General features: G+C 66.0%; 20 protein-coding genes, 1 pseudogene and 1 riboswitch. Of the genes and pseudogenes, 13 read left to right on the top strand and 8 right to left on the bottom strand.

Annotation, left to right across the window (positions count from 1 at the left end; translation table 11 throughout):
• Window positions 1-75: 75 nt before the first annotated feature.
• On the top strand, window positions 76-504 hold the full coding sequence (locus tag KUO17_RS07530; protein WP_217974715.1) for an NUDIX hydrolase: 429 nt from the start codon (window positions 76-78) through the stop codon (window positions 502-504).
• Between the two features lie 94 nt (window positions 505-598).
• Here KUO17_RS07530 and KUO17_RS07525 read toward each other — a convergent pair whose 3' ends face one another.
• Both KUO17_RS07525 and KUO17_RS07520 read right to left on the bottom strand, forming a co-directional pair.
• On the bottom strand, window positions 599-1,093 hold the full coding sequence (locus KUO17_RS07525; RefSeq protein WP_425274836.1) for a copper chaperone PCu(A)C: 495 nt from the start codon (window positions 1,091-1,093) through the stop codon (window positions 599-601).
• Window positions 1,093-1,698: an SCO family protein gene (locus KUO17_RS07520; RefSeq protein ID WP_163947853.1), complete on the bottom strand. Its 606-nt coding sequence runs from the start codon at window positions 1,696-1,698 to the stop codon at window positions 1,093-1,095. The genes KUO17_RS07525 and KUO17_RS07520 overlap by 1 nt, the downstream gene beginning before the upstream one ends.
• A gap of 228 nt (window positions 1,699-1,926) precedes the next feature.
• Here KUO17_RS07520 and KUO17_RS07515 point away from each other — a divergent pair, with 228 nt between their 5' ends.
• The 6 genes and pseudogenes from KUO17_RS07515 (at window position 1,927) to KUO17_RS07490 (ending at window position 8,090) form a co-directional block, all read left to right on the top strand.
• Entirely contained in the window at window positions 1,927-3,099 is a 1,173-nt protein-coding gene (locus tag KUO17_RS07515; RefSeq protein WP_217974713.1) for an acetyltransferase domain-containing protein, read from the top strand.
• A gap of 31 nt (window positions 3,100-3,130) precedes the next feature.
• Window positions 3,131-3,325, top strand: a riboswitch (cobalamin riboswitch).
• Between the two features lie 146 nt (window positions 3,326-3,471).
• The gene (locus KUO17_RS07510; RefSeq protein ID WP_217974711.1) at window positions 3,472-4,485 is read left to right on the top strand and encodes an ABC transporter substrate-binding protein; all 1,014 of its coding nucleotides are present in this window, start codon (window positions 3,472-3,474) and stop codon (window positions 4,483-4,485) included.
• On the top strand, window positions 4,482-5,498 hold the full coding sequence (locus KUO17_RS07505; RefSeq protein ID WP_217974709.1) for a FecCD family ABC transporter permease: 1,017 nt from the start codon (window positions 4,482-4,484) through the stop codon (window positions 5,496-5,498). Before KUO17_RS07510 ends, KUO17_RS07505 begins: the two co-directional genes overlap by 4 nt.
• Window positions 5,495-6,034: pseudogene (locus tag KUO17_RS07500) on the top strand (ABC transporter ATP-binding protein); the annotation flags it as partial. The gene KUO17_RS07505 and the pseudogene KUO17_RS07500, both read left to right, overlap by 4 nt.
• A gap of 272 nt (window positions 6,035-6,306) precedes the next feature.
• Window positions 6,307-6,744 carry a pseudoazurin gene (locus tag KUO17_RS07495; protein ID WP_217974705.1) on the top strand — a complete coding sequence of 146 codons (438 nt, stop codon included), beginning with the start codon at window positions 6,307-6,309 and terminating at the stop codon, window positions 6,742-6,744.
• Window positions 6,741-8,090: an OprD family porin gene (locus KUO17_RS07490; RefSeq protein ID WP_217974703.1), complete on the top strand. Its 1,350-nt coding sequence runs from the start codon at window positions 6,741-6,743 to the stop codon at window positions 8,088-8,090. Before KUO17_RS07495 ends, KUO17_RS07490 begins: the two co-directional genes overlap by 4 nt.
• A 3-nt stretch (window positions 8,091-8,093) precedes the next feature.
• Here the strand turns inward: KUO17_RS07490 and KUO17_RS07485 are convergent, their stop codons facing one another.
• From KUO17_RS07485 to glcC, 4 genes are all read right to left on the bottom strand, one after another.
• A complete protein-coding gene (locus KUO17_RS07485; protein ID WP_217974701.1) occupies window positions 8,094-8,603 on the bottom strand; it encodes a GNAT family N-acetyltransferase in 510 nt (169 codons plus the stop codon).
• A complete protein-coding gene (locus KUO17_RS07480) occupies window positions 8,593-9,054 on the bottom strand; it encodes an Lrp/AsnC family transcriptional regulator (protein WP_217974699.1) in 462 nt (153 codons plus the stop codon). The genes KUO17_RS07485 and KUO17_RS07480 overlap by 11 nt, the downstream gene beginning before the upstream one ends.
• A 92-nt stretch (window positions 9,055-9,146) precedes the next feature.
• Window positions 9,147-11,213 carry a maltose alpha-D-glucosyltransferase gene (treS, locus tag KUO17_RS07475; protein ID WP_217974697.1) on the bottom strand — a complete coding sequence of 689 codons (2,067 nt, stop codon included), beginning with the start codon at window positions 11,211-11,213 and terminating at the stop codon, window positions 9,147-9,149.
• Between the two features lie 133 nt (window positions 11,214-11,346).
• Window positions 11,347-12,096, bottom strand: coding sequence for a transcriptional regulator GlcC (glcC, locus tag KUO17_RS07470; protein ID WP_217974695.1), 750 nt, complete (start codon window positions 12,094-12,096; stop codon window positions 11,347-11,349).
• Window positions 12,097-12,332: 236 nt separating this feature from the next.
• On the opposite strand from glcC, the gene glcD reads away from it, so the two are divergent.
• The 6 genes from glcD (at window position 12,333) to KUO17_RS07440 (ending at window position 20,889) form a co-directional block, all read left to right on the top strand.
• Complete coding sequence (gene glcD / locus KUO17_RS07465) at window positions 12,333-13,832, top strand: glycolate oxidase subunit GlcD (RefSeq protein WP_217974693.1); 1,500 nt, start codon at window positions 12,333-12,335, stop codon at window positions 13,830-13,832.
• Window positions 13,832-14,911, top strand: coding sequence for a glycolate oxidase subunit GlcE (gene glcE, locus KUO17_RS07460; protein WP_217974691.1), 1,080 nt, complete (start codon window positions 13,832-13,834; stop codon window positions 14,909-14,911). Before glcD ends, glcE begins: the two co-directional genes overlap by 1 nt.
• A gap of 13 nt (window positions 14,912-14,924) precedes the next feature.
• On the top strand, window positions 14,925-16,151 hold the full coding sequence (glcF, locus tag KUO17_RS07455; RefSeq protein WP_217974689.1) for a glycolate oxidase subunit GlcF: 1,227 nt from the start codon (window positions 14,925-14,927) through the stop codon (window positions 16,149-16,151).
• Between the two features lie 4 nt (window positions 16,152-16,155).
• A complete protein-coding gene (locus KUO17_RS07450; protein ID WP_217974687.1) occupies window positions 16,156-16,563 on the top strand; it encodes a heme-binding protein in 408 nt (135 codons plus the stop codon).
• A gap of 15 nt (window positions 16,564-16,578) precedes the next feature.
• Window positions 16,579-18,756, top strand: coding sequence for a malate synthase G (locus KUO17_RS07445; RefSeq protein ID WP_217974685.1), 2,178 nt, complete (start codon window positions 16,579-16,581; stop codon window positions 18,754-18,756).
• Between the two features lie 237 nt (window positions 18,757-18,993).
• A complete protein-coding gene (locus KUO17_RS07440) occupies window positions 18,994-20,889 on the top strand; it encodes a sigma-54-dependent Fis family transcriptional regulator (RefSeq protein ID WP_217974683.1) in 1,896 nt (631 codons plus the stop codon).
• A gap of 128 nt (window positions 20,890-21,017) precedes the next feature.
• Here KUO17_RS07440 and aldA read toward each other — a convergent pair whose 3' ends face one another.
• Window positions 21,018-22,451: an aldehyde dehydrogenase gene (gene aldA / locus KUO17_RS07435; RefSeq protein WP_217974681.1), complete on the bottom strand. Its 1,434-nt coding sequence runs from the start codon at window positions 22,449-22,451 to the stop codon at window positions 21,018-21,020.
• 32 nt (window positions 22,452-22,483) lie between these two features.
• Window positions 22,484-24,637, bottom strand: a complete 2,154-nt coding sequence (locus tag KUO17_RS07430) for a PQQ-dependent dehydrogenase, methanol/ethanol family (protein ID WP_217974679.1) — start codon at window positions 24,635-24,637, stop codon at window positions 22,484-22,486.
• Window positions 24,638-24,901: the final 264 nt, after the last annotated feature.

Genomic DNA, 24,901 nt, shown 5'->3' with positions numbered 1-24,901 from the left:
CAACGCCCTTTGGTACCAACAACCACAGAACCAAGCCATAGGCGACTTCGCCATCAGCCCCAGGCAGGCCACACCATGTTCATGAAACCCTTCTCCGGCGCCAAACTCGCCCTGCTCTTCAACGACCACCTGCTGACCTACAAGCGTGACATCAAGGACACCATACCCTTCCCGGGCTGCTGGGATTTTGCCGGCGGCGGCCGCGAGGGGGACGAAACGCCGGTCGAATGCGCCCTGCGTGAACTGGAAGAGGAATTCGCCCTGCGGCTGTCGCCCAAGCGCATCGAATGGCGCCGCAGCTACCCCAGCGTCTCGCACCCTGGTTGGGAGGCCTGGTTTCTGGTGGGGCAACTCACCCAGGCGGAAATCGACGCCATCGCATTCGGTGATGAAGGCCAATACTGGCAAATGATGCCGATCGACGAGTACCTGGAGCACGCCGAAGGTGTCTGGTACCTGCAAGCCCGACTGCGTGACTACCTCGCACACGTCGCACAACGCTGACCACCACCTGGCCTGACCATGCTACTCAGGGGGGATTGTGCTGTGGTCGTGGCCCGGGCCTGATGCACCCGGGCCTGACTACCCTGCCAGCGGCTTACATATGGCTGTGATCGTGCATCTGATGCTCGCCGTGACCGTCGGTAGCCGTCAGCGGACGAACCGGGGCGTCGACCTTGATCGACTCCTTCTGGCCCTTGGCATCTTCGACGATCAGGGTCAGTGGCACGCTGTCGCCTTCTTTCACCTGCTTGACCAGGCCCATCAGCATCACGTGGTAACCGTTGCTGTCCAGCACCACCGGCTTGCCGGCCGGCAGCGCCAGCGACTTGACCTCGGCCATGCCCATCACGTCGTTGTGCAGGGTCATCTGGTGCACCTGCACGGTCTTGGCCGCCGGCGATTCAACCGCCACCAGCTTGCTGTCAGCGCTGGCAGTGATCGTCATGAACGCACCGGTCGCCTGCTGGCTCGGCACACTGGCACGTACCCACGCGCCTTCGACGGTGGTCTGGGCAACGGCCGGCAGCGCCGCACCGAACAGGGACAGCAACGCCATCGCGCCAAGCGCGTGTTTCACGGGGGAACGCATCAACAAACCTCCATCACAGTTAGCAAATCTTCGGTGCATTCCTTGGCGTTGAGCGAATGCGGCAAGCCAAGGCGCAGTACACCGCGCGAATCGAACACGTAGCTGGTCGAGGAATGCGAGATGGTATAGGTATCGCCCGCCGGTACCTTCTCGTAGAACACGCCGAATTCCTTGGCCACCGCCGCCGTCTCTTCCAGGGTGCCGGACAACGCCACGAACGACGGGTCGAACGCCTTGACGTAGGCATCCAGCACTTCGGGGGTATCACGCTCGGGGTCCAGGCTGATGAACACCACCTGCAGGAAGTCGGCGTCGCGGCCCATCAGTTTCTTGATCTGCACCGCGCGCGCCAGGGTGGTCGGGCACACGGCCGGGCACTGGGTAAAACCGAAGAACACCATCGGCATCGAGCCCTGGAAACTCGACAGGGTCATCACGTTGCCTTGCGGGTCCTTGAGCTTGAAGGTACGGCCCAGGATCTTGTTGCTCAGGTCCTTGCCGTACTTGAAGTCCAGCGCACTGGAGCTGTCGCAACCTGTCAGGGCACCAAGGCCGAGCAGGCTGAGCCCGGCGATAACGGTGCGCCGGGTCAGTAAATGATTCATGTAACCATCCTTTTGGGAAGGTGCCGGCCCCGGTAGTGAGGCCCTTGCGCATGGTTTTGCGAGGCGGCATTTTGTCACGCAAGCGATACCGGTTCCAGCGCACAGCGCCCGAAGGGTGCGGCCTGATGTCGCAGCAAAGGCGGCAACATTGTAAGGAAGATTTACCAAGACAATGGAAATGTTATACAGTAACCACCCAATTAAACACCCCTTGCCTGCGACCCTTCAATGACTAGCGCCAACGCCCTCCCCACCGCCACTACCCTGCGCCAACGCCTGCTGTCCATCGACGCCCTGCGGGGCCTGGTGATCCTGTTCATGCTGCTGGACCATGTGCGCGAGACCTTCCTGCTGCACCGCCAGGTCAGCGACCCGATGAACATCGACACGACCGAACCGGCCCTGTTCATCAGCCGCACCCTGGCCCACCTGTGTGCCCCGGTGTTCGTGCTGCTGACCGGGCTGTCGGCCTACCTGTACGGCGCCAAGCATCAGGGCAAGGGCGATGTCGCACGCTTCCTGTTCAAGCGCGGGTTGTTCCTGGTGGTGCTGGAATTCACCCTGGTGAACTTTGCCTGGACCTTCCAGCTGCCACCGAGCGTGATCTACATGCAGGTGATCTGGGCCATCGGCGTGAGCATGATCGCGCTGGCCGCACTGGTATGGCTGCCACGCCCGCTGCTGCTGGTACTGGGCGTGGCGATCATCGCCGGGCACAACCTGCTCGACAGCCTGCACTTCCCGGTCGGCTCGGCCATGCACGTGCCGTGGGCGATCCTGCACGACCGCGGCTGGATCGAGTTCTCCGACAGCCTGCGCCTGCGCACCTCCTACCCGGTGCTGCCGTGGGTCGGCGTGATCGCGCTGGGTTACTGCCTGGGCCCGTGGTTCGCCGCCTCATTGCCGGCAGCCACCCGCCAGCGCCGTCTGTTGCTGGCAGGCGGGGCAGCCTTGCTGGGTTTCGTGGCGTTGCGCCTGGTGAATGGCTACGGCGAAGCGCCGTGGGTTTCGCATGAGGCCGGCGTACAAACCCTGATGAGTTTCTTCAACATCACCAAGTACCCGCCTTCCCTGCTGTTTCTGGCCCTGACGCTGGGCCTGGGGCTGTTGCTGCTGCTGGGCTTCGAACGCGCCCAGCAACGCAAATGGATCAGCACCCTGGCGGTGTTCGGTGCTGCACCGATGTTCTTCTACCTGCTGCACCTGTACGTGCTCAAGCTGCTGTACCTGGCCAGCGTGGCGCTGTTGGGCCTGAACCAGGGCAGCTACTTCGGCTTCGACGGTATTGCTGCGGTGTGGCTGACGTCGGTGCTGCTGGCCGTGGCGCTGTACCTGCCCGTGCGCTGGTTTGCTGCGCTGAAGGCGCGTCGGCGCGACATCGCCTGGCTGAAATATCTCTGAGCTTTTGTTTCCCCCTGGGCTGCGTGATCGACTACCATGCCGCCCGCCGGTTTCCACACGGAATTAATAGGGAATCCGAGGCGCCATACCACGGCGCCAAACGGAACTGCCCCCGCAACTGTAGGTGCCGAGCCTGCTCCTGTAATGCCACTGGATCGAATCCGGGAAGGCTGGAGCCAGGCGACGACGCACCAGTCAGGAGACCTGCCGGCACAGCAACAATCACTAACCGGCGGGGTGTCCGGGGAGGACATCCTTGCCGTGCGCGCCGCTTGCGCGCAACGGCCTCGTACTGCCTGCGTGGCAGTGCCCGGTGATGTGTTTCCAGGCTGTACACCCTTGCCCGTGTACGGTTCGAATGGAGATCGCATCATGCAGTTGCCCCGCCTTGCCACCCTGCTTGCCGGCCTGGGTCTGTCGACCCTGGCCCACGCCGCCCCGACCCACTACCCGCTGACCGTGCAGAACTGCGGCATGCCGCTGACCTTCCAGCACGCGCCCGACAGCGCCGTGACCATTGGCCAGGCCGGCACCGAGATGTTCTATGCGCTGGGCCTGGGCGACAAGCTGGCCGGCACCTCGCTGTGGTTCAACGATGTACTGACGCCGTACAAGGCGCAGAACGACAAGGTCGAACGCCTTGCCGACAACGACCCCAGCTTCGAGGCGGTGATCGGCAAACGTCCGCAACTGGTAGCCGTACAGCTGGAATGGATGGTCGGCCCGCAAGGCGTGGTCGGCACCCGCGAGCAGTTCCATGAATTGAAGATCCCCACCTACCTGATGCCTTCCGACTGCGAAGGCAAGGACAACCTGGTGGGCGCCGACGGCACGCGTCTGCAGCCGTTCAGCATCGACAGCATCTACAAGAGCATCAGCCAGCTGGCCGAGATCTTCGACGTGCAGGCGCGTGGCACGCAGGTGAACGACGAACTCAAGGCCCGCCTGGCCAAGGCCACCGCCGCGGTGCAGGGCAAGGACCTGAAAAACACCAGCGCGCTGTTCTGGTTCTCCAGCGCCGACCTCGACATCGACCCCTACGTGGCCGGGCGCAAAGGCATCCCCGACTACATGCTCAACACCCTGGGCGTGCGCAACGTGGTCGAGTCCGATGAAGAGTGGCCGACCGTGGGCTGGGAAACCATCGCCAAGGCCAACCCGACCTTCCTGGTGATCGCGCGCATGGACCGCCGCCGTTTCCCGGCTGACGACTACGAGAAAAAACTCGAGTTCCTGCGCAGCGACCCGGTCACCCGGAACATGGACGCGGTCAAGCACAACCGCATCGTGATCCTCGACGCACATGCCATGCAGGCCAGTACCCGGCTGTTCACCGGCATGGAAACCCTGGCCTCGGCCATCAACGGTTTCGACCTGCCCAAATGAACGGCAGCCTCGTGCGCACCGTGCTGGCCTGCCTGGCGTTGCTGCTGGCACTGCTGGCCGGCGTGACCATCGGTGAAACGCCCATCGCACCGTCGGTGGCGTTCCAGGTGCTGGCCAACAAGCTGTGGGCGGCCGGCCACGTGCTGGACCCGATCGATGAAGGCATCGTGTGGAACTACCGCCTGACCCGCGCGTTGGTGGCCGCCGCTTGCGGTGCAGGGCTGGCGACCTGCGGGGTGATCCTGCAGTCGCTGCTGCGCAACCCGCTGGCCGACCCGTACCTGCTCGGCATCTCGGCCGGTGCCTCCACCGGGGCGGTGCTGGTGGCGCTGCTGGGGCTGGGCGCCGGTGCCATCTCGCTGTCGCTCGGCGCGTTTGCCGGGGCCATCGCGGCGTTCCTGCTGGTGGCCTTGCTGGCGCGTGCCAGCGGGCCATCGAGCGCCACCGGGCAGATCATCCTGGCGGGCATTGCCGGCTCGCAGCTGTTCAATGCGCTGACCGCGTTTCTGATCACCAAATCAGCCAGCGCCGAGCAGGCGCGCGGCATCATGTTCTGGCTGCTGGGCAACCTCAGCGGGGTGCGCTGGCCGTCGGTGTGGCTGGCAGTGCCGGTGGCCCTGGCGGGGCTGGCGGTGTGCGTGTGGCACCGACGGGCGCTGGATGCCTTCACCTTTGGCGCCGACTCTGCCGCCTCGCTGGGCATCCCGGTGCGCCGCGTGCAGTTGCTGCTGATCGGTTGCGCGGCGCTGGTGACGGCGGTGATGGTGTCGACCGTCGGTTCGATCGGCTTTGTCGGGCTGGTGATACCCCATGCCGTACGCCTGCTGTTCGGCACCTGTCACGCGCGCCTGCTGCCGGCCAGCGCGCTGGGCGGCGCACTGTTTCTGATTGCCGCCGACATCCTCTCGCGCACCCTGATCAAGGGCCAGGTCATCCCCGTCGGGGTAGTCACCGCACTGGTCGGTGCACCGGTGTTTGCGCTGATTCTGATCGGCCGAAGGAACGCACGATGAACGCTGCCACCCACCCGGTCGATAACGCCGTACTCCGTTGCACCGGCCTTGGCTTCACGGTACGTGACGCTCACTTGCTGCGCGACGTGAACCTGCAGGTGCAACGCGGTGAAACCCTGGGCATCGTCGGCCCGAACGGTTCGGGCAAGTCCACCCTGCTCAAGTTGCTGGCCGGCCTGCGCGCGCCCAGCCAGGGTAACGTACACCTGGGCGACACCCCGCTCAAGCGACTGCCGCGACGCGACATTGCCCGCCAGTTGGCGGTGGTCGAACAGCAGGCCGACACCAGCGACGCGATCAACGTGTTCGATGCCGTCGCGCTGGGCCGTACCCCCTGGCTGTCGGCCCTCAGCCCCTGGTCGAATACCGACACCGCCATCGTGCAGCAGGCCCTGGCCGATGTGGACGCCACCCACCTGAGCACACGCAACTGGCGCAGCCTGTCGGGCGGCGAACGCCAGCGCGTGCACATCGCCCGTGCGCTGGCGCAACGCCCGCAACTGCTGCTGCTCGACGAGCCGACCAACCACCTCGACATCCAGCACCAGTTGACCCTGCTGGGCCTGGTGCAAGCCCTGCCCGTCACCACCCTGATCGCCCTGCACGACCTCAACCAGGCGCTTACCTGCGACCGCCTGGCGGTGCTCGAGCGCGGCCGCCTGGTAGCCCTTGGCGCGCCCCTGCAGGTGCTGACCCCAGCGCGCCTGCGCGACACCTTCGGGGTGCAGGCGCACTACCTCACCGACCCGTTCGATGGCGCGCAGGTGCTGCGCTTTCGCTCTTGCTGACCTGAAATGGATATCTGACCATGCGTGTTGCTGCGTTACCCCTGATGCTTGCCGGCATCCTGTCCTGCGTGCCGGCGTTGGCCGAAGTGCATGAAGTGAAAATGCTCAACCGCGGTGCGGCCGGCAGCATGGTGTATGAACCGGACTACCTGCGCATCGCCCCCGGCGACACGGTGAAGTTCATTGCCACCCAGAACGGCCACAACGCCGCCAGCGTGCCGGGCCTGCTGCCAGCCGGCGCCGAGGTGTTCAAGGGCAAGATCAACCAGCAAATCGAACAGACCTTCAGCGTGCCCGGCCTGTACGGCATCCAGTGCATTCCGCACCTGGCCATGGGCATGGTGATGCTGATCCAGGTCGGTGAGCCGGCCGCCCAGCCCCCCGACCTGCCGGCCACGCTGCCCAAGCGTGCCGCCGACCGTTTCAGCGCCCTTCTGCAACAGGGGGCCGCCCGATGATCACGCTGTACACCCGTTCGGCCGTGCTTGCCGCCCTGGCAGGCGCGAGCCCGCTGGCCCTGGCCGAATCGGCCCAGGCCCAGGCCAATGGCTTTATCGAGGACAGCACCTGGAGCGTGCTCAACCGCAGCGTCTATGACGGGCGCGAGTACCAGAACGGCGGGCGCAACGGCGCCGCACGCAACGCCTACAAGCCACGCAGCGAACGCAGCGACAAGGCCGAGGAATGGGCCTACGGCCTGATGGGCACGCTGCAGTCAGGCTTTACCCAGGGCCTGATCGGCGTGGGCGTGGATGCGCACGCCTACCTGGGCGTGCAACTGGACAGCGGCGGCGGCCGTGCCGGCAAGGCGCGCCTGCTGGGGGTGGACAATGAGGGCCGGCCGAAGAACGAATACAGCCGTGGTGGCGCGGCGGTCAAACTGCGCCTGTCGTCCACGGTCGTGTCCTATGGCGAACAGCGGGTCAAGACACCCGTATTCAACTCGTCCGACAGCCGCCTGCTGCCGGAAACCGCCACGGGGGTGTTCGTCACCAGCAACGAGTTCGACGCGATCAAACTGGTCGGCGGGCATTTCACCGAAAGCACCGACCGCAACGCCAGCAGCCACGACCAGGGCTTGGTGGTGAACTATTCCAACGCGGCCAAAGGCGATACGTTCGACCTGGCCGGGGTGGTGTACACCCCGAGCAAGGCGCTCAGCACCAGCCTGTACACCTCGCGCTATGAAGACACCTGGAACCAGCACTACCTGGGCGGCACCTTCAGCCATGCGCTCGATGACAACCGCTCGCTGAGCTTCAACCTCAACCTGTACCGCACCACCGACACCGGCAAGGCGCTGTCCGGGCAGATCGACAACACCACCTGGAGCCTGCTCTCGACCTACGCCCAGGGCCCGCACAGCGTCAGCCTCGCCTACCAGAAGGTCGATGGCGACACGCCGTTCGACTATGTCACCCGTGGCGCGGTGTTCATCAGCAATGCCGTGCAACTGTCCGACTTCAACGCCCCCAACGAGCAGTCGTGGCAGGCCCGCTACGACCTGGCGATGACGCCCTGGGGCATGCCCGGGCTGGTCTTGAGCGCAGCATACCTGCGCGGCAGCCAGATCGACGGCAGCCACATGGACCCGCGCGGCGGTTACGCCTACCTGGGCTACGGCAAGGGCGGCAAGCACTGGGAGCGCGACCTGGAGGCACGTTACGTGGTGCAGAGCGGCGCCGCCAAGGGCACTACCCTGTCGCTGCGCCACAATGTGCACCGTGGCAACACCGCCCAGGCCGAGCTGGATGCCAACCAGATCCGCCTGGCAGTGGAGTACCCGCTGAACGGGCGTTTCTGAGCCTCAGGCCAGTGGCAGACGGCACTGCATATGGGTCGTCTGCCACACCGGGTCGGCTTCGACGTCGACGATCTGGAAGCCGTGTTTCTGCCAGAAACCGATGGCACCGGGCAGAAACGGATGGGTGTGCAGGTACAGCACCTGCACCTGATCCTGCAGGGCCAGCGCGCGCAATGCGCGGTACAGCTCGCCCGCCAACCCGCCGCGTCGATAGGCCGGCAACACGAACAACCGCACCACCTCCACCACCTTTTGCCCGTGGTAATCGAGCTGGCTGAAGCGGTGGTCGTACGGCAGGTAGCCGATGGCGGCGACGATCTGGCCAGCACTGCGTGCCAGCACGAAACGCCCTGCGCCTTGCAGGTAGACCTGCTCGAACTGCTGCAGGTCTGCCGGCATGCCCGCAGCCGCCAGCTTGGGGAACAGGTCGGCGCGGGCCTGCATCACGAAGGCGATGGCGGCGGGCATGTCGGCGCGTTGCACCTCATGCAGGGTGATCGGCTCAGGGTGCATAGCGAAGCGGCAGGCGGGTGGAGTACTTGATCTGTTCCATGGAAAAACTGGAGCTGATATCGGACAGCCCCGGGATACGGATCAGCTGCTTGTACACCGCATCGTAGGCCGCCACGTCCGGCACCACCACGCGCAGCAGGTAGTCGGTGTCGCCGGCCATGCGGTACACCTCCAGCACTTCGTCGATGGCGCCGACCGCCGCGTGGAAGCCCGCCAGCCAGTCGGCATTGTGCTGGGTGGTCTTGATCGAGACGAACACCACCACGCCGACGTTGAGCTTCTTGCCGTCGAGCAGCGCCACACGGCCACGGATGATGCCGGCTTCCTCGAGCTTCTGGATGCGCCGCCAGCAGGCGGTGGTGCCCAACCCGATCTGCTCGGCGATATCGCCCACCGCACGGGTGCAGTCGGTTTGCAGGAGGTCGAGTATTGCCCGGTCCAGCTTGTCCATGAAGACGCCTTGTGGTGGGTAGGAGCTGGGGCATTTTCCATCAGGTGAGGTGGGTGTGTCACGGGGGATGGAGATCGCAGTCGGGCACCCGCCTACAACGTCGCCACGCTGCTCACGATGCGCAACGACAGCCCTTCATACGCATCCAGGTTGATGGTCATCTCCCCCGACTCGCTCAGCTCGCCTTCCAGCCGCTCGTTGATCATGTCCACCACCGCACCGGGGCTCACGTCCGGCAGGTGCAGGGTTTCGCTCAGCGGCTCGGCACCGAAGTTCAGCGCCGTGATCTGGATGCCCTTGCCGGCCGGCAGCTCATGCACCATCAGCAGCAATGCCGGGTTGGCCACGTCGGGGATCAGGATCTGCCGGCTCGCCGCAATCGCGTACGCCTGACGCACCGCAAGCATGTGCTTCAGCGTACTGGCGAAACTGTCGGGCTGCTGCAACTGGCTGGCCAGGCTGCCATACAGCGAGCGCGCACGCGGCAGGCCTTCGGCCGAGTGCTGGGCATCGAGGTCAAGGTCGGCCAGGTCATACGCGCCCCGGTGAATCCAGCGCGTATCGCCCTCCACCATCAATGCCTGCACCTGCTCGGCCTCCAGCGGCAAGGCACCGACCAGATCCCAGCCCGACAGCGCGAACACCCCCGGCTGCATGGCGTTGTACATCGCCAGCAACAGGTGCACCTTCTGGATCAGCGCCAACTGCTCGGCATCGATGCTGCCCAGGTCACGAATGCCCAGCGCCGCGGTGATGATGCTGACCGTGGTGCACGACACGCCATTGGTCACGAACTTGAGGTTGTACGGCGCATGCTCGCCCGCCAGGCCCTCGTACATCTCGCTGCGGATATGTTCGCGCAGGATGGCGCCGGGAAAGGTCTGGCCCTTGTACAGGTAGCTGTCGTTGGCGTGCAGGGTCCAGAAGTGCACCAGCTCCAGGGTCAGTTCGTCGTGGTTCTGCAAGGCATGGATCAGCGACGCCGGGTCGATCTTGAACGCGTGCATCTGGTGCAGCATCAGGCGCAGGAACTCGGTGTCGCCGGTCAGCAGCGCATGCTGGTAGGCCGGGCGCGTGACGAAGTCATAGGACAGATCGGCGCCGCCTTGGGACATGTTGGCAATGTCGTCCAGGGTCAGGTTCAACTCCTGGAAGCTGAAGCCGCCGGCCTTGCGGATCATGCCGCCCAGCAGCTGGTTGCCGGTGACCGACAGCGGGTGACTCTCCGACCAGGCCGGCCCTTCGGCGCGCCGCTCCACGCCCAGAAACCCGTTGGCGTCCAGGCGCAGGCCGCGGGCACCGAGCACGTCGATGGCGTGCAGCGCATCGCCAATGATCAGTTGCTGCGCGGCAAAGCTTGGGTCCAGCCAGTTCAGCGACGGCTGGCCCTCCTTGAAGTAATGCAGGTACACCCAGCGGCGCAGCTTGCCGTCGACACCCGGCACCGGCGCCGTGGCGCTCCAGTCGGTTTCCTTGATGCCCGGCTCGAAGAAGATCACCCGCTGCAACTGGCCGACGATGTAGTGGCGCGCCTTGAGCTCGTCGCACAGGGCGGGCGTCAGGTTGACCGCATCGCGCCCGGCCGGTACCTCGGGCAGCAGGCCCCAGTCGGCTTCGCGGATCTCGATCATATGGTAGAGCCCGGGGTAATCACCGTAGCCCATCTCCGCCAGGCGAAAATCGGCGCCCTTGCCGGTGTGCGCCGGGATCGAGTCGTCGATGGTCACCGCGTTGTGCGCCGAGGCCACCTTGCTCAGGTGCACAAGCTCGGCCTCGCTGCCGTAGCGCGGGTCTATGTCGAGGCTGATGCGGTCGAAATTGCCGTCCACGCTGGGGGTGAATTCACGCTGGGTGATGCCGCCCGAGCGCTTCAAGGGCCCCGTGTGCACGCCCTGGATGCCCAGTTCCGACAGCGAATGCCACAGCTGTTCATGGGCCAGCGCCTGGAGTACCGAGCCGCCCTCCTGGACGATGATCGAGGCCGGGTACACCGTCAGCCATACCGAGGCGATGGCGCTGGCGTCGCGGGCGCGGGCCTCGGCGTACGGGTGCAGCCACATGCGCGCCTGCCCGGCGTACAGCCGGGCGCGGTCGCGGGCGGCTTGCAGCATGGACTGGCCTTGCAGCCATTCGATGTAGTCCTGGCCTCGCTGGGTCATGCGCGTGCTCCTTCGACGGGTGGCGTGGGGTGTTGCCCTCAAGGTGTGAGTGGGTCTGACTGTAATCGTTCGCATTTTTTGGTGCGACAAGCGTGTGCAGGCCGCAACAGACGCTCCTCTCTAACCCACCCCCTCAAACCCACCCCTCCAACCGCAACGTCGCCCGCACCAGCCGCTGCTCCTCCTCCTCGATCTCCTTGAGGTTCGCGCAGATGCTCTGGATATGCGCAATTGCCGCCTTGCGCGCCTGCTCCGGCAAGCGCCCGGTCACCGCGTTGTACAACCGCGCATGCTGGCGGTCGATCTGGCGTTTCTGCACATCGCGGTGGTACAGGTTGTTCACCGACGCGAACACCGAGTTCAACAGCAGGTCGGTCAGCGAGCGCAACGTCTGCACCAGCACCGGGTTGTGCGAGGCCTCGCAGATCGCCAGGTGAAACGCATGGTCCAGGTGCGCATGCTGCGAGGCCGTCAGCGGCTGCTCATGCGCTGCCAGCAACGCCTCGTAGCTACGCCGGATCAACACGAAATCCGCCTCGGTGCCGCGCAGCGCCGCCAGCCGCGCCGACTCGCCTTCCAGCAGGCTGCGCACCTCGAACAGGTCGTACAGGGTGCGCGGCTGCGAGCTGAACAGGTGCATCAGCGGCGAGGTCGCGCCCTGCCCCGACAACTGCGCTACATACGAGCCCTTGCCGTGCGCGGTCTCGATGATGCCCTTGGCGCGCAACAACTTGAGCCCTTCGCGCAGCGCCGTGCGCGACACCCCGAGCTTTTCGGTCAGGCGCCGCTCCGAAGGCAGCGCCTGGCCCACCTTGAGCACGCCATCGACGATCAGGCGCTCGATCCGTGCGCACACCACATCCGCTACCTGGGCCTCGGCCATGCATCCTCCCACTGGTATGACCAGATCAGCGGCGGTGTCGCCACCTCGTCATGCCAAGCACTAATCTCTTGTATTTATTGATTATTTTCAAAATATGGAAAAACCACTGGAAAACAAACTGGTTCGACCAGTTGATCCAGCGATAGACACTAAGCCTCAGCAGGCCAATCATGCAAGTGAGCCGTGCCTCGCGAGACGTGCTCCCATAACAACAAGACAAGGGTCATTAGCCGCCCATGAACATTCTCTACGACGAACGCGTCGATGGTGCGCTGCACAGTGTCGACCGGGCCGAGTTCCTGCACACCCTGCAGACCCGCCTGCCCGACCTCGACATCCTGCACGCCGCCGAAGACCTCAGGCCCTACGAGTGCGACGGCCTTAGCGCCTACCGCACCACGCCGATGCTGGTGGTGCTGCCGCGCCATCTGGAGGAGGTGCAGAGCGTGCTGCGCCTGTGCCACGAGCGCAAAGTACCGGTCGTCGCGCGTGGTGCCGGCACCGGTTTGTCCGGCGGTGCGCTGCCGCTGGAAAAAGGCGTGCTGCTGGTAATGGCGCGCTTCAACAAGATTCTCGAAGTCGACCCGGCCGGGCGCTTTGCCCGCGTGCAGCCTGGCGTGCGCAACCTGGCGATCTCCCAGGCGGCTGCACCGCACGGGCTGTACTACGCGCCCGACCCTTCGTCGCAGATCGCCTGCTCGATCGGCGGCAACGTCGCCGAGAACGCCGGTGGCGTGCACTGCCTCAAGTACGGCCTGACCGTGCACAACGTGCTCAAGGTGGAGATGCTCAGCGTCGAGGGCGAACGTATGACCCTGGGCAGCGACGCCCTGGATGCCCCCGGCTTCGACCTGCTGGCGCTGTTCACCGGCTCCGAGGGCATGCTCGGCATCATCACCGAAGTCACCGTCAAGCTGTTGCCCAAGCCGCAGGTGGCCAAGGTACTGCTGGCGGCCTTCGACTCGGTGGAAAAGGCCGGTCGCGCCGTGGGCGACATCATCGCCGCCGGCATCATCCCCGGCGGCCTCGAGATGATGGACAACCTGGCCATCCGCGCCGCCGAAGACTTCATCCACGCCGGCTACCCGGTGGAGGCCGAAGCCATCCTGTTGTGCGAGCTGGACGGCGTCGAAGCCGACGTGCATGACGACTGCGAGCGCGTGCGCGTGCTGCTCGAACAGGCCGGCGCCACCGACGTGCGCCTGGCCCGCGACGAGGCCGAGCGCGTGCGCTTCTGGGCCGGGCGCAAGAACGCCTTCCCCGCCGTGGGCCGGTTGTCGCCCGACTACTACTGCATGGACGGCACCATCCCGCGGCGCGAACTGCCGCATGTGCTCGGCGCCATCGCCGCGCTGTCGGCCGAATACAACCTGCGCGTGGCCAACGTGTTCCATGCCGGTGACGGCAACATGCACCCGTTGATCCTGTTCGATGCCAACACGCCCGGCGAGCTGGAGCGCGCCGAGGCGTTCGGCGGCAGGATCCTGGAGCTGTGCGTGAAGGTCGGCGGCAGCATCACCGGCGAGCACGGCGTGGGCCGCGAGAAGATCAACCAGATGTGTGCCCAGTTCAGCAACGACGAGCTGACCCTGTTCCATGCGGTAAAGGCAGCGTTCGACCCGCTGGGCCTGCTCAACCCCGGCAAGAACATCCCTACCCTGCACCGCTGCGCCGAGTTCGGCGCCATGCACGTGCACCACGGCCAACTGCCGTTCCCGGACCTGGAGCGCTTCTGATGACCACCGCCTTGTTCGACCCGGCGCACGGCAGCGACCGCAGCGCCGACCTGCTGGCCCGCGTGCAGCAGGCCATCGCCGAGCGCACCCCGCTGTTCATTCGCGGCGGCGCCAGCAAGACCTTCTACGGGCGCGCCGTGGACGCCCAGCCACTGGACATCGGTGCTCACACGGGCATCGTCTCGTACGACCCGACCGAACTGGTGATCACCGCCCGCGCCGGCACGCCGCTGCGCGAGCTGCAGGCCGCGCTGGAGCGTGGCGGGCAGATGCTCGCCTGCGAAGTGCCGAGCTTTGGCGACAACGCCACGGTCGGCGGCATGCTCGCGGCAGGACTGTCCGGCCCGCGTCGCCCGTGGGCCGGCTCGGTACGCGACTTCGTGCTCGGCACACGCCTGATCAGCGGCCTGGGCACGCACCTGCGCTTTGGCGGCGAGGTGATGAAGAACGTCGCCGGCTACGACCTGTCGCGCCTGCTGGCCGGAAGCCTCGGCTGCCTGGGCGTGATCACCGAAGCCTCGTTCAAGGTGCTGCCCAGGTACCGCTGTCGGGTCAGCCTGCGTCAGGCGATGCCACTGCAGACGGCCCTGGACAAGCTCGGCGAATGGGGCCAGCAGCCGATCCCGCTGACCGCCGCCAGCCATGACGGCACCACCCTGTACCTGCGCCTGGAAGGCAATGAAGGCTCGGTGCGCGCCGCCGCCGAACGCCTGGGCGGCGATGCGCTGGACGACCGCTACTGGGACGACCTGCGCGAACAGCGCCTGGCCTTCTTCGACGACCCGCGCCCGTTGTGGCGCCTGTCGGTGCCGGCATTGACTGCGCCACTGGCGATCGCGGGCGAGCAACTGATCGACTGGGGCGGTGCGCAGCGCTGGCTCAAGTCCACGGCCGATGCCGACAGCATCCGCCAGCGCGCGGCAGCCGCCAACGGGCATGCCACCTGCTTCACCCCGGGCGTGGTGGACAGCCCGTTCCAGCCGCTGGCGGCGCCGATCCTGCGGTTTCACCAGACACTCAAACGCAACCTGGACCCTCAGGGCATCTTCAACCCCGGCCGCCAGTACGCCGACGTCTGATCCAGGAGCCCGCATGCAAACCAACCTGAGTGAATCGGCCAAACAACTGCCGCACGCCGACGAAGCCGAGCGCATCCTGCGCAGCTGCGTGCACTGCGGCTTCTGCAACGCCACCTGCCCCACCTACCAGGAACTGGGCGACGAATTGGACGGCCCGCGCGGGCGCATCTACCTGATCAAGCAGTTCCTCGAACAGGACACCGTCAGCGCCAAGACCCAGGAGCACCTGGACCGCTGCCTGACCTGCAGCAACTGCGAGACCACCTGCCCCTCGGGCGTGGAGTACCACAAGCTGCTGGACATCGGCCGCGACGCCATCGAGGCCCGCGTACCGCGCCCGCTTGGCCAGCGCCTGCTGCGCAGCGGCCTGCGCGCACTGGTGCCGCGCCCGGCGCTGTTCCAGGCGCTGGTGAGCACCGGCGAGCTGTTGCGCCCGGTACTGCCGCAGGCGTTCAAGACCCACCTGCCGCGCAACGTGGTGCCTGCCGGGCTACGCCCACAGGTTACCCACGCACGCCGCGTGCTGATGCTCGAAGGCTGCGTGCAGCGCAGCCTGTCGCCCAACACCAATGCGGCCACCGCACGCGTACTCGACCGCCTGGGCATCAGCATCACGCCGATTGCCCAGGCCGGCTGCTGCGGCGCGGTGGACTATCACCTCAATGCCCAGGACACCGGCCTTGAGCGGGCACGGCGCAATATCGACGCCTGGTGGCCGGCCGTCGAGGCCGGCGCCGAAGCCATCGTGCAGACCGCCAGCGGCTGCGGCGCCTTCGTCAAGGAGTACGCCTACCTGCTGCGCGACGACCCGGCCTACGCGGCCAAGGCCGAGCGCATCAGTGCGCTGGCACGGGACATCGTCGAGGTCGTTCGCGCCGAGCCGCTGGAGCGCCTGGAGGCCTGCTGTGACCAGACCCTGGCGTTCCATTGCCCGTGTACCCTGCAACATGCACAGAAACTCGGCGGCGCCGTTGAAGCCGTACTGAAACGTCTAGGCTTCAACCTCACCGATGTACCCGACAGCCACCTGTGCTGCGGTTCGGCCGGCACCTATTCGCTGACCCAGCCGGTGCTGTCGAAACAATTGCGCGACAACAAGCTCGATGCACTGGAGAGTGGCCATCCCGACGTGATCGCCACGGCCAACATCGGCTGCCAGACCCACCTCGACGGTGCCGGGCGCACCCCCGTGCGACACTGGATCGAACTCGTTGACCAAGCCCTCAACCCAGGAGCCTGATTTCATGCAAAGCAAACCCGTAATGACCCAGAGCGACGTGCAGCAGATTCTCCTCGCCGCGCGTGCCGAGGCCCAGGCCAACCAGTGGGCGGTGAGCATTGCCGTGGTCGATGACGGCGGCCACCCGCTGGGCTTCGAACGCCTGGACGGCTGCGCCCCGGTGAGCGCCTACATCGCCACCGAGAAGGCACGCAGCGCCGCCCTGGGCCGCAAGGAAACCAAGCTGTATGAAGACATGATCAACGGCGGGCGCACCGCGTTCCTGTCCGTGCCCGTCATCAGCGGCACCCTCGAAGGCGGCGTGCCGGTGATCGTCGCTGGCCAGGTGGTCGGCGCGGTGGGTGTGTCGGGCGTCAAGTCCGACCAGGACGCACAAGTGGCCAAGGCCGGCGTCGCCGCCGTTCAAGACTGATCAGGAGTACCCAGCATGACCGATCGTATCAACCGTCAGCGCCTGCAAGTCGCCACCCCCCTGCAGCACTTCATCGAAACCGAGGCGTTGCCCGGCACCGGCGTGCCGGCGTCGAACTTCTGGGAGGGTTTCGACGCTCTGGTGCACGACCTGGCACCGAAAAATCGTGCCCTGCTGGCCGAACGTGAGCGCCTGCAGACCGAGCTGGACACCTGGCACCGCGCCCACCCGGGCCCGGTGGCGGACATGTCGGCCTACCGCGCCTTCCTGGGCGACATCGGCTACCTGGTGCCGGTGCCTGAACAGGTGCAGGTGAGCACGTCAAACGTCGACAGCGAACTGTGTGAACAGGCCGGCCCGCAACTGGTGGTGCCGGTGATGAACGCGCGCTATGCGCTCAACGCCGCGAATGCGCGCTGGGGCTCGCTGTACGATGCGCTGTATGGCACCGATGCGATCAGCGACGACGACGGCGCCGAGGCTGGCGAGGGCTACAACCCGCGCCGTGGCCAGAAGGTCATTGCCTTCGCGCGCGCGGCACTGGACCAGGCCGCACCGCTGGCCAGCGGCTCGCATGCCCAGGCCAAGGCCTACCGCATCGAAGACGCACAGCTGAGCGTCGAACTCGTCAGCGGCAAGACCACCGAACTGAAAGACCCGGCAAAATTCGTCGGCTTCCAGGGCGATGCTGCCCAGCCCGGCGCCGTGCTGCTGAAGAACAACGGCCTGCACCTGGAGATCCAGATCGACCCCACCAGCGCCATCGGCCAGACCGACGCCGCCGGGGTCAAGGACGTGCTGGTCGAGGCCGCACTGAGCACCATCCTCGACTGCGAGGACTCGGTGGCTGCGGTGGATGCCGAAGACAAGACACTGATCTACCGCAACCTGCTGGGCCTGATGAAAGGCGACTTGAGCGAAGACATCAGCAAGGGCGGCAAGACCCGCGTGCGCCGGCTCAACCCCGATCGCGTGTATACCGCTGCCGATGGCGGCACGCTGACCCTGCATGGCCGCTCGCTGCTGTTCGTGCGCAACGTCGGTCACCTGATGACCAACCCGGCGATTCTGGATGGCGAAGGCGCCGAGATCCCCGAAGGCATCATGGACGCGGTGCTCACCGGCCTGATCGCCATCCACGACCTGCAGCGGCGCGGCAACTCGCGCAGCGGCAGCGTGTACATCGTCAAGCCGAAGATGCACGGCCCGGCCGAGGTGGCGTTTGCCGCGCAAGTGTTCGGGCGTGTCGAAGACCTGCTGGCCTTGCCGCGCAATACGCTGAAGATGGGGATCATGGACGAGGAGCGACGCACCTCGGTGAACCTCAAGGCATGCATTGCGGCGGCGCACGAGCGGGTGGTGTTCATCAACACCGGGTTTCTCGACCGTACCGGCGACGAGATGCACAGCGCGATGGAAGCCGGGCCGATGCTGCGCAAGGGCGACATGAAGGCCACACCGTGGATCACCGCCTACGAGCGCAACAATGTGTTGGTGGGGCTGGCCTGCGGGCTCAAGGGCCGGGCGCAGATCGGCAAGGGCATGTGGGCGATGCCTGACCTGATGGCCGACATGCTGGTACAGAAGATCGGCCACCCCAAGGCGGGTGCGACCACCGCGTGGGTGCCCTCGCCCACAGCGGCCACCCTGCATGCGCTGCACTATCACCAGGTGGACGTGCCGGCGGTGCAGCGCGAATTGCAGCGCATCGACCTGGAGGGTGAGCGTGACAGCCTGCTCAGCGACCTGCTGACCATCCCGGTATCGCCGCGCCCGAACTGGAGCGATGCCGAGAAGGAGCAGGAGTTGGAGAACAACTGCCAGGGCATCCTGGGGTATGTGGTGCGTTGGGTGGAGCAAGGGGTGGGGTGCTCCAAGGTGCCGGACATTCACAACGTCGGCCTGATGGAGGACCGGGCGACCTTGCGCATTTCCAGCCAGCACATTGCCAACTGGCTGCTGCATGGCACGGTGAGTGAGGCGAAGGTGCGTGAAGTGCTGGAGCGCATGGCGGTGGTGGTCGACAGGCAGAATGCCGGGGATGCGGCGTACCGGCCGATGGCGCCGGGCTTTGATGCCTCGATGGCGTTCCAGGCGGCCAGTGACCTGGTGTTCAAGGGGCGCGAGCAGCCGAGCGGGTATACCGAGCCGTTGCTGCATGCGTGGCGGTTGCGGTTCAAGGCAGCAAACTGACGGGCGCTTTCGCTGGCAAGCCAGCTCCCACAGGTGCAGCGGTGCGTTCAGATGCACTGCACGACCTTGTGGGGGCTGGCTTGCCTTGCAGGCCAGACAGTCAAGCCGTTCACTAATAGCTGAAAATTCCCACCGCAGCGACTAAGGTAGGCACAGATCGGTGCCCGCCCCTGGCCCCGAGACAACAAGACGACCGAGCACTGCCCCGGCGCGCGCCTCGGTCGATGGGAGCCCAGCATGCAGCACACGCAGACCAGCCCGAGCGAACTCGCAGCCTTCGTCGACGACCACTTCCCCGAACGCGGCATCCGCCCGGACCCTGTCATCGCGCAGTCGTGGTACCGCAGCGTGGTCGAGCACCGCCTCGACCCCGGCGCCGCCGGCCGCACCCATGTGCTGGACGCCGACGATATCCGTCGCCACCAGCAACAGCACCAGCAGTACCTGGCCATCGCCAGCCAGGGCGTCAGCGGCCTGGCCAAACGCGTGGTACCGGCAGGCTTTGCGGTGCTGCTGAGTGACGAGCACGGCATCACCCTCGACACCCGCCTGCCCGAGGCCAGCCAGGTGTACACCCAGGCGGGGCTGGTGGTGGGCGCGCGCTGGGACGAGTCGATCGCCGGCACCAACGGCATCGGCACCACCCTGGCCGCAGCGCAACCGCTGATCATCCACCGCGAAGAACACTTCCTGGCCTCCAACTTTCGCCTGAGCTGCTCGGTGGCACCGATCTTCGACGCCCAGGGCCTGCTGCGCGGCTGCCTGAACGCCACCTGCCTGAACAGCAACGGGCCCAAGGAGGCGCAGTACCTGACCCTGCAACTGGTGATCCTGTACGCGCGTCTGATCGAGAACGCGCACTTTCGCGAGTGCTACCGCGACCGCCTGACCCTGTCGCTCAAGCCCATCGACGACATCGCCGACCTGGCCAACGAACAGTTGCTGGCGCTGGATGACAACGGCCGCATCATCGGCGCCAACCGCGCCACCTTCGTTGCTCACCAGCGCGACACCGCGCCGCTGCTGGGTACAGGTATCGAGCGCCTGCTGCCGACCTCGGTGGATGAACTGCTGCACCTGACCCAGGGCGGCGCGCGCGGCGTGCGCCTGCGCGGGCAGCAGGACCAGGCCTTGCTCGATGTCGGCCTGCGCATCCCGTCGCAGCGCCACCGCCCTGCCCCGGCCAGGCCCGTGGCACGCAACAGCCACCCGGACCTGCAGCAACTGGCCGGCGACGATGCACGCCTGCAGCAGGCGGTGCAGCGGGTGCGCAAGGTGATCGACAAGGACCTGCCGATCCTGATCACCGGCGAGACCGGCACCGGCAAGGAGGCGTTCGCCCGCGCCATTCACCAGGCCAGCGCGCGGCGCTCGGGGCCGTTTATCGCACTCAATTGCGCGGCGATCCCCGAGACACTGATCGAGAGCGAGCTGTTCGGTTACCGCGGCGGCAGTTTTACCGGGGCCGACAAGAAAGGCATGAAGGGCAAGCTGGAACTGGCGGCGGGGGGCACGCTGTTTCTGGACGAGATCGGCGACATGCCGGCGCACCTGCAGACGCGCCTGCTACGCGTGCTGGCCGAGCGCGAGATCTTCCCGATTGGCGCGCAGGCGCCGGTGGCGCTGGATGTGCAGGTGGTGTCGGCGACGCACCAGGACTTGCACGCGATGATTGGCGAGAAACGCTTTCGCGAGGATCTGTACTATCGGTTGGGCGGCATGAGCCTGGCCTTGCCGGCGCTGCGCGAGCGCAGTGATCGGGGGGTGTTGATCGAACAGTTGCTGCAGGCCCAGGGGGCCGGTGCGCGGCTGACCGAGCAGGCGCGCCAGTGCCTGCATGCGCATGCGTGGCCGGGCAATATCCGTCAGTTGCTCAATGCCCTGCGCTATGCGGTGGCGTTGGCCGAGGATGGGGTGATCGATGTGGAGTGCTTGCCGGCTGAGGTGCTGCAGATGGAGCGCAGTGCGCCGCTGCGCATCGACACGCAGGACCCGGCGGGCGCGTTGCTGGAGGTGCTGCGTCGCCATCGCTGGAACATCAGTGCGGTGGCAGGTGAGCTGGGGGTAGCGCGCTCGACCTTGTATCGGCAGATGAAGAAGTATGGGGTGGTGCAGCCGAATGATCGGTTGTGAGTGATGTTTGGGCCAGCTTCACCGGCCCTTTCGCTGGCAAGCCAGCTCCCACAGGGTTTGGCGGTGCGCACAAAAAACCTGTGGGAGCTGGCTTGCCAGCGAAGAGGCCGGGACAGGCTAGCTAGGCATCAGATCTGGATGTAGACCACATGCGTATGCGTGTACTCATACAACCCATGCTTGCCATCTGCCCCGCCGATCCCCGACTTGCGCGTACCGGCATGGAAGCCCTGCATCGCCTCGAAGTTCTCGCGGTTGATGTAGGTCTCGCCAAAATCCAGCGCGTTGCTGGCATGCATCGCCGCGCTCAGGCTGCGTGTGTACAGCGATGAGGTCAGCCCGTACTCACTGTCATTGGCCAGCGCAATGGCCTCCTCCAGGCTGTCGACGATCTGGATCGGCAGCACCGGCCCGAAGATCTCCTTGCGCATGATCTCCATGTCGGCCGAACACCCCGCCAACACGGTCGGCTGATAGTGAAAGCCCTGCCCGCGATCCGCCACCGCACCACCGGTCACCAACTGCGCGCCCTGCCCGGTGGCCGTGCGCACCATTTGCCCGACCTTGTCCAACGCCGCCTGATTGATCAACGGCCCCATGTCCAGGTCGGCCTCGGCCAGCGGATCACCATAACGGGTCGCGGCCATGGCACTGGCCAGCTTGTCGGTGAACTCATCCGCCACCTCGCGCTGCACATACACCCGCTCGGCACAGTTGCACACCTGCCCGGTGTTGATCACCCGCGATGCCGTAATCGACTTGACCGCCAGCTCCAGGTCGGCATCGCCCAGCACGATGGCCGGCGCCTTGCCGCCCAGCTCCAGGTTGAGCTTGGTGATGTTCGGCGCCGCCGCAGCCATGATCCGCGACCCCGTGCCGACGCTGCCGGTAAAGCTGATCAGGTCGATGCCGGCATGGCTGGTCAGGCGCTGCCCCACCGTCGCCCCGGTACCGCACACCACGTTGAACACGCCGCTGGGCAGGTCGGTCTCGGCCACCAGGCGGGCGAATTCGAAGCAGTTGAGCGGCGTCTCTTCACTCGGCTTGATCACGATGGTGTTACCCGTAAGCAGGGCCGGCGCCATCTTGCGGGCGATCAAAAAGAACGGGAAGTTCCACGGCAGGATGCCGGCCACCACGCCCAAGGGCTTGCGCAGCAAAAAGATGCTCTCACCCGCGCGGTCGCTGGTCAGCACCTCGCCCTCCAGCCGTCGCGCCCACTCGGCCATGTAGTCGAGGTAGTCGGCGGTGAAGTTCACTTCGACCAGGGCCAGGCCGAGCACCTTGCCCTGCTCGGCGGTGATGATGCGCGCCAGGCGCTCGGCGTTGTCGCGCACCTTGCTGGCGATCTTGCGCAGGTAGCCGGCGCGCTCGATGGCCGGGCGCGTGGCCCAGCCCTTCTGCGCCTGACGCGCGGCGGCGATGGCCTGCTCGACCTGGGCATCGCTGGCCTGCGGCACGCGCCCCAGCAACTGCCCGTTGGCCGGGTTGTGCACCTCGATCAGCGCCTCGCTGTCGACGAACGCGTTGGCGATGTAGTTCTGGTAGATGGCGTCACTCATGGGTGAATCTCTCTTTTCAATTGGATGACTCTTCAATTGGATGATTGGGCGCTGAACTGCTTCCAGGTATCGCCTTCGTGCTTGAGGTCGTGGGCGCGCTTGATCAGGTACTGGTGGATCTGGTCGACCTGCTCGGGGGTGAAGGCTTCGGCGAACGACGGCATGCCGTCCGGCACGCGACCACCAAAGAGGATGCCGAGGAACATCTGGTGTTTTTCCGGGGTGAGCTTGCGCAGGTCCGGCAGCACGCCGCCGCTGACCGCATGGATGCCGTGGCACTGCGAGCAGTAGCCGTCATACAGCTTGGCGCCGGCCTCGATCGAGGCGGTGTCGTTGCTCAGTGCCGGTGGCGGTGGCGCATCCGGGCGTGGCGCGGGCTCTTGCAGCTTGGCCGTACCGCCCAGCTTGTAGGTCAGCACCTGGGAGAACGGCTGCACACCGGCACGCAGCGACAAGGCACCGGCAAAGGTGGAGAACGCACCGCCCCAACCGGCCATGAAGGTCACGTACTGCTCGCCGTCGACGCTGTAGGTGACGGGCGCCGCCATCACCCCGCTGGCGGCCGGTTGCTCCCACAGTTTGTCGCCGGTGTCGGCGGCATAGGCGATCACGCGCCCGTCGGCGCTGCCCTCGAACACCAGGTTGCCGGCGGTGCTCAGGGTGCCGCCGTTGAAGATGGTCACGTAGGGCACTTCCCAGGCCGGCTGCTGCTTGACCGGGTCCCAGGCGATCAGCTTGCCCGACCAGCCCTTGGCCATTTCCAGCAGGCCCTCGGCGCCCTCGGGCATCATGCCGGTGCGCAGGCCCAGCTGGTACATGCTCTTGAACGGGTTGCGCTTGGGCGCCTCGGGAATGTGCTCGTAGTAGGCCGACATGATGTGCGCCGGGATGTACACCAGCCCCGTATTCGGGTTGTAGGACATCGGCTGCCAGTCGTGCGCGCCCCAGAACGCCGGGGTCACCAGGTTGCGCTTGCCGTTCTTCCAGTAGGCAGCGTTGTCTTCATCCACGATCGGCCGGCCGGTCTTCATGTCCATGCCCTTGGTCCAGCTCTGCGGCACGATACCCTTGGCCGACAGCAGCTCGCCGGTGGCACGGTCGATCACATAAAAGAAGCCGTTCTTGGGCGCCTGCATCAGCACCTTGCGCGGCTTGCCGTCGATCGGCAGCTCGGCCAGGATCATGTGCTGGGTGGCGGTGTAGTCCCAGGCGTCGCCCGGGGTGGTCTGGTAGTGCCACACGTATTCGCCGGTGTCGGCGTTGACCGCCACGATGGACGACAGGAACAGGTTGTCGCCCTTGGCCTGGCTGCGCCACTTGGGGTCCCACAGCGAGCCGTTGCCCACGCCGATGTACAGCAGGTTCAGCTCCGGGTCGTAGGCGAACGAGTCCCACGCGGTACCCCCGCCCCCCTGCTCCACGTAGGCATCGCCGAACCAGGTCTTGGCGGCGATTTCCATGCCCTTGCCTTCGGGCGGCAGCTTCGGGTCGCCCGGCACTGTGTAGAAGCGCCAGGCTTCCTTGCCGGTCTCGGCGTCATAAGCAGTGACATAGCCGCGCACGCCGAACTCGGCACCGCCGTTGCCGATCACCACCTTGCCGTTGACCACCCGTGGTGCGCCGGTAATGGTGTAGCTGCGCTTGTGGTCGGCGCGGGTATCCACCGACCAGGCACGCTGGCCGGTCTTGGCGTCGATGGCCTCCAGGCGCCCGTCGAGCACGCCCACGTAGACCTTGCCCTTCCACACCGCCACGCCGCGGTTGACCGCATCGCAGCAGGCTTCGCCGGCGCGGTTGCGGTCCGATTGCGGGTCGTACTTCCAGATCAGCTTGCCGTTGCGCGCATCCAGCGCATACACCACCGAGAACGGCCCGGTGGTGTACATCACCCCGTCGACCACGATGGGGGTGGCTTCCACGCCACGGTCCAGGTCGAGTTTGTAGCTCCAGGCCAGGCCCAGCTGGCCGACGTTCTTGTCACTGATCTGCTTGAGCGGGCTGTAGCGCTGTTCGTCGTAGGTGCGCCCGGTACTCATCCAGTTACCGGGCTCCTTGTCGGCGGCGATGATGCGCGCGCCATCCACGTTGGCCGGGATGTCCGCAGCCAGCGCCGGGCCCACCAGGCTCAGCAGCACGGCGACAGCAAGGGTTTTGAGGGGAAGCGAGGCTAGGCCAGTCTGTCTCATGGGAGTGTCCTGTTCTTATTAGTGGCGCAATCTTCGCGCTGCGCCTCCCACTCATCGCAACCGCCATGCCAGTTGCCGCCGGAAACGTCACTACCCCGTAATCACGGGCCTTCGCGGCCCTCCCCCGGCCTATGGCCAGCAGGCCCGCAACGCTACAGGTGTTGCATCAGACGCTACAGGCGCCGCACAGCTGTAGCGCGCGCCGCGCCATCTGTCGCCTGCCACCTCGACAAACTCACCGGGGGGACTTGCGCTAGCAATATT

The organism is Pseudomonas aegrilactucae (assembly GCF_019168305.1).
In the GTDB taxonomy this organism is placed as follows: Bacteria; Pseudomonadota; Gammaproteobacteria; order Pseudomonadales; family Pseudomonadaceae; genus Aquipseudomonas; species Aquipseudomonas aegrilactucae.
This window is presented reverse-complemented; position numbering and strand designations above follow the sequence as displayed.

Excerpts from the sequence above, each read along its gene's own strand:
- KUO17_RS07530 (WP_217974715.1), top strand. The coding sequence starts at position 76 with ATGTTCATGAAACCCTTCTCCGGCGCCAAACTCGCCCTGCTCTTCAAC.
- KUO17_RS07525 (WP_425274836.1), bottom strand. The coding sequence starts at position 1,093 with ATGCGTTCCCCCGTGAAACACGCGCTTGGCGCGATGGCGTTGCTGTCC.
- KUO17_RS07520 (WP_163947853.1), bottom strand. The coding sequence starts at position 1,698 with ATGAATCATTTACTGACCCGGCGCACCGTTATCGCCGGGCTCAGCCTG.
- KUO17_RS07515 (WP_217974713.1), top strand. The coding sequence starts at position 1,927 with ATGACTAGCGCCAACGCCCTCCCCACCGCCACTACCCTGCGCCAACGC.
- KUO17_RS07510 (WP_217974711.1), top strand. The coding sequence starts at position 3,472 with ATGCAGTTGCCCCGCCTTGCCACCCTGCTTGCCGGCCTGGGTCTGTCG.
- KUO17_RS07505 (WP_217974709.1), top strand. The coding sequence starts at position 4,482 with ATGAACGGCAGCCTCGTGCGCACCGTGCTGGCCTGCCTGGCGTTGCTG.
- KUO17_RS07495 (WP_217974705.1), top strand. The coding sequence starts at position 6,307 with ATGCGTGTTGCTGCGTTACCCCTGATGCTTGCCGGCATCCTGTCCTGC.
- KUO17_RS07490 (WP_217974703.1), top strand. The coding sequence starts at position 6,741 with ATGATCACGCTGTACACCCGTTCGGCCGTGCTTGCCGCCCTGGCAGGC.
- KUO17_RS07485 (WP_217974701.1), bottom strand. The coding sequence starts at position 8,603 with ATGCACCCTGAGCCGATCACCCTGCATGAGGTGCAACGCGCCGACATG.
- KUO17_RS07480 (WP_217974699.1), bottom strand. The coding sequence starts at position 9,054 with ATGGACAAGCTGGACCGGGCAATACTCGACCTCCTGCAAACCGACTGC.
- treS (WP_217974697.1), bottom strand. The coding sequence starts at position 11,213 with ATGACCCAGCGAGGCCAGGACTACATCGAATGGCTGCAAGGCCAGTCC.
- glcC (WP_217974695.1), bottom strand. The coding sequence starts at position 12,096 with ATGGCCGAGGCCCAGGTAGCGGATGTGGTGTGCGCACGGATCGAGCGC.
- glcD (WP_217974693.1), top strand. The coding sequence starts at position 12,333 with ATGAACATTCTCTACGACGAACGCGTCGATGGTGCGCTGCACAGTGTC.
- glcE (WP_217974691.1), top strand. The coding sequence starts at position 13,832 with ATGACCACCGCCTTGTTCGACCCGGCGCACGGCAGCGACCGCAGCGCC.
- glcF (WP_217974689.1), top strand. The coding sequence starts at position 14,925 with ATGCAAACCAACCTGAGTGAATCGGCCAAACAACTGCCGCACGCCGAC.
- KUO17_RS07450 (WP_217974687.1), top strand. The coding sequence starts at position 16,156 with ATGCAAAGCAAACCCGTAATGACCCAGAGCGACGTGCAGCAGATTCTC.
- KUO17_RS07445 (WP_217974685.1), top strand. The coding sequence starts at position 16,579 with ATGACCGATCGTATCAACCGTCAGCGCCTGCAAGTCGCCACCCCCCTG.
- KUO17_RS07440 (WP_217974683.1), top strand. The coding sequence starts at position 18,994 with ATGCAGCACACGCAGACCAGCCCGAGCGAACTCGCAGCCTTCGTCGAC.
- aldA (WP_217974681.1), bottom strand. The coding sequence starts at position 22,451 with ATGAGTGACGCCATCTACCAGAACTACATCGCCAACGCGTTCGTCGAC.
- KUO17_RS07430 (WP_217974679.1), bottom strand. The coding sequence starts at position 24,637 with ATGAGACAGACTGGCCTAGCCTCGCTTCCCCTCAAAACCCTTGCTGTC.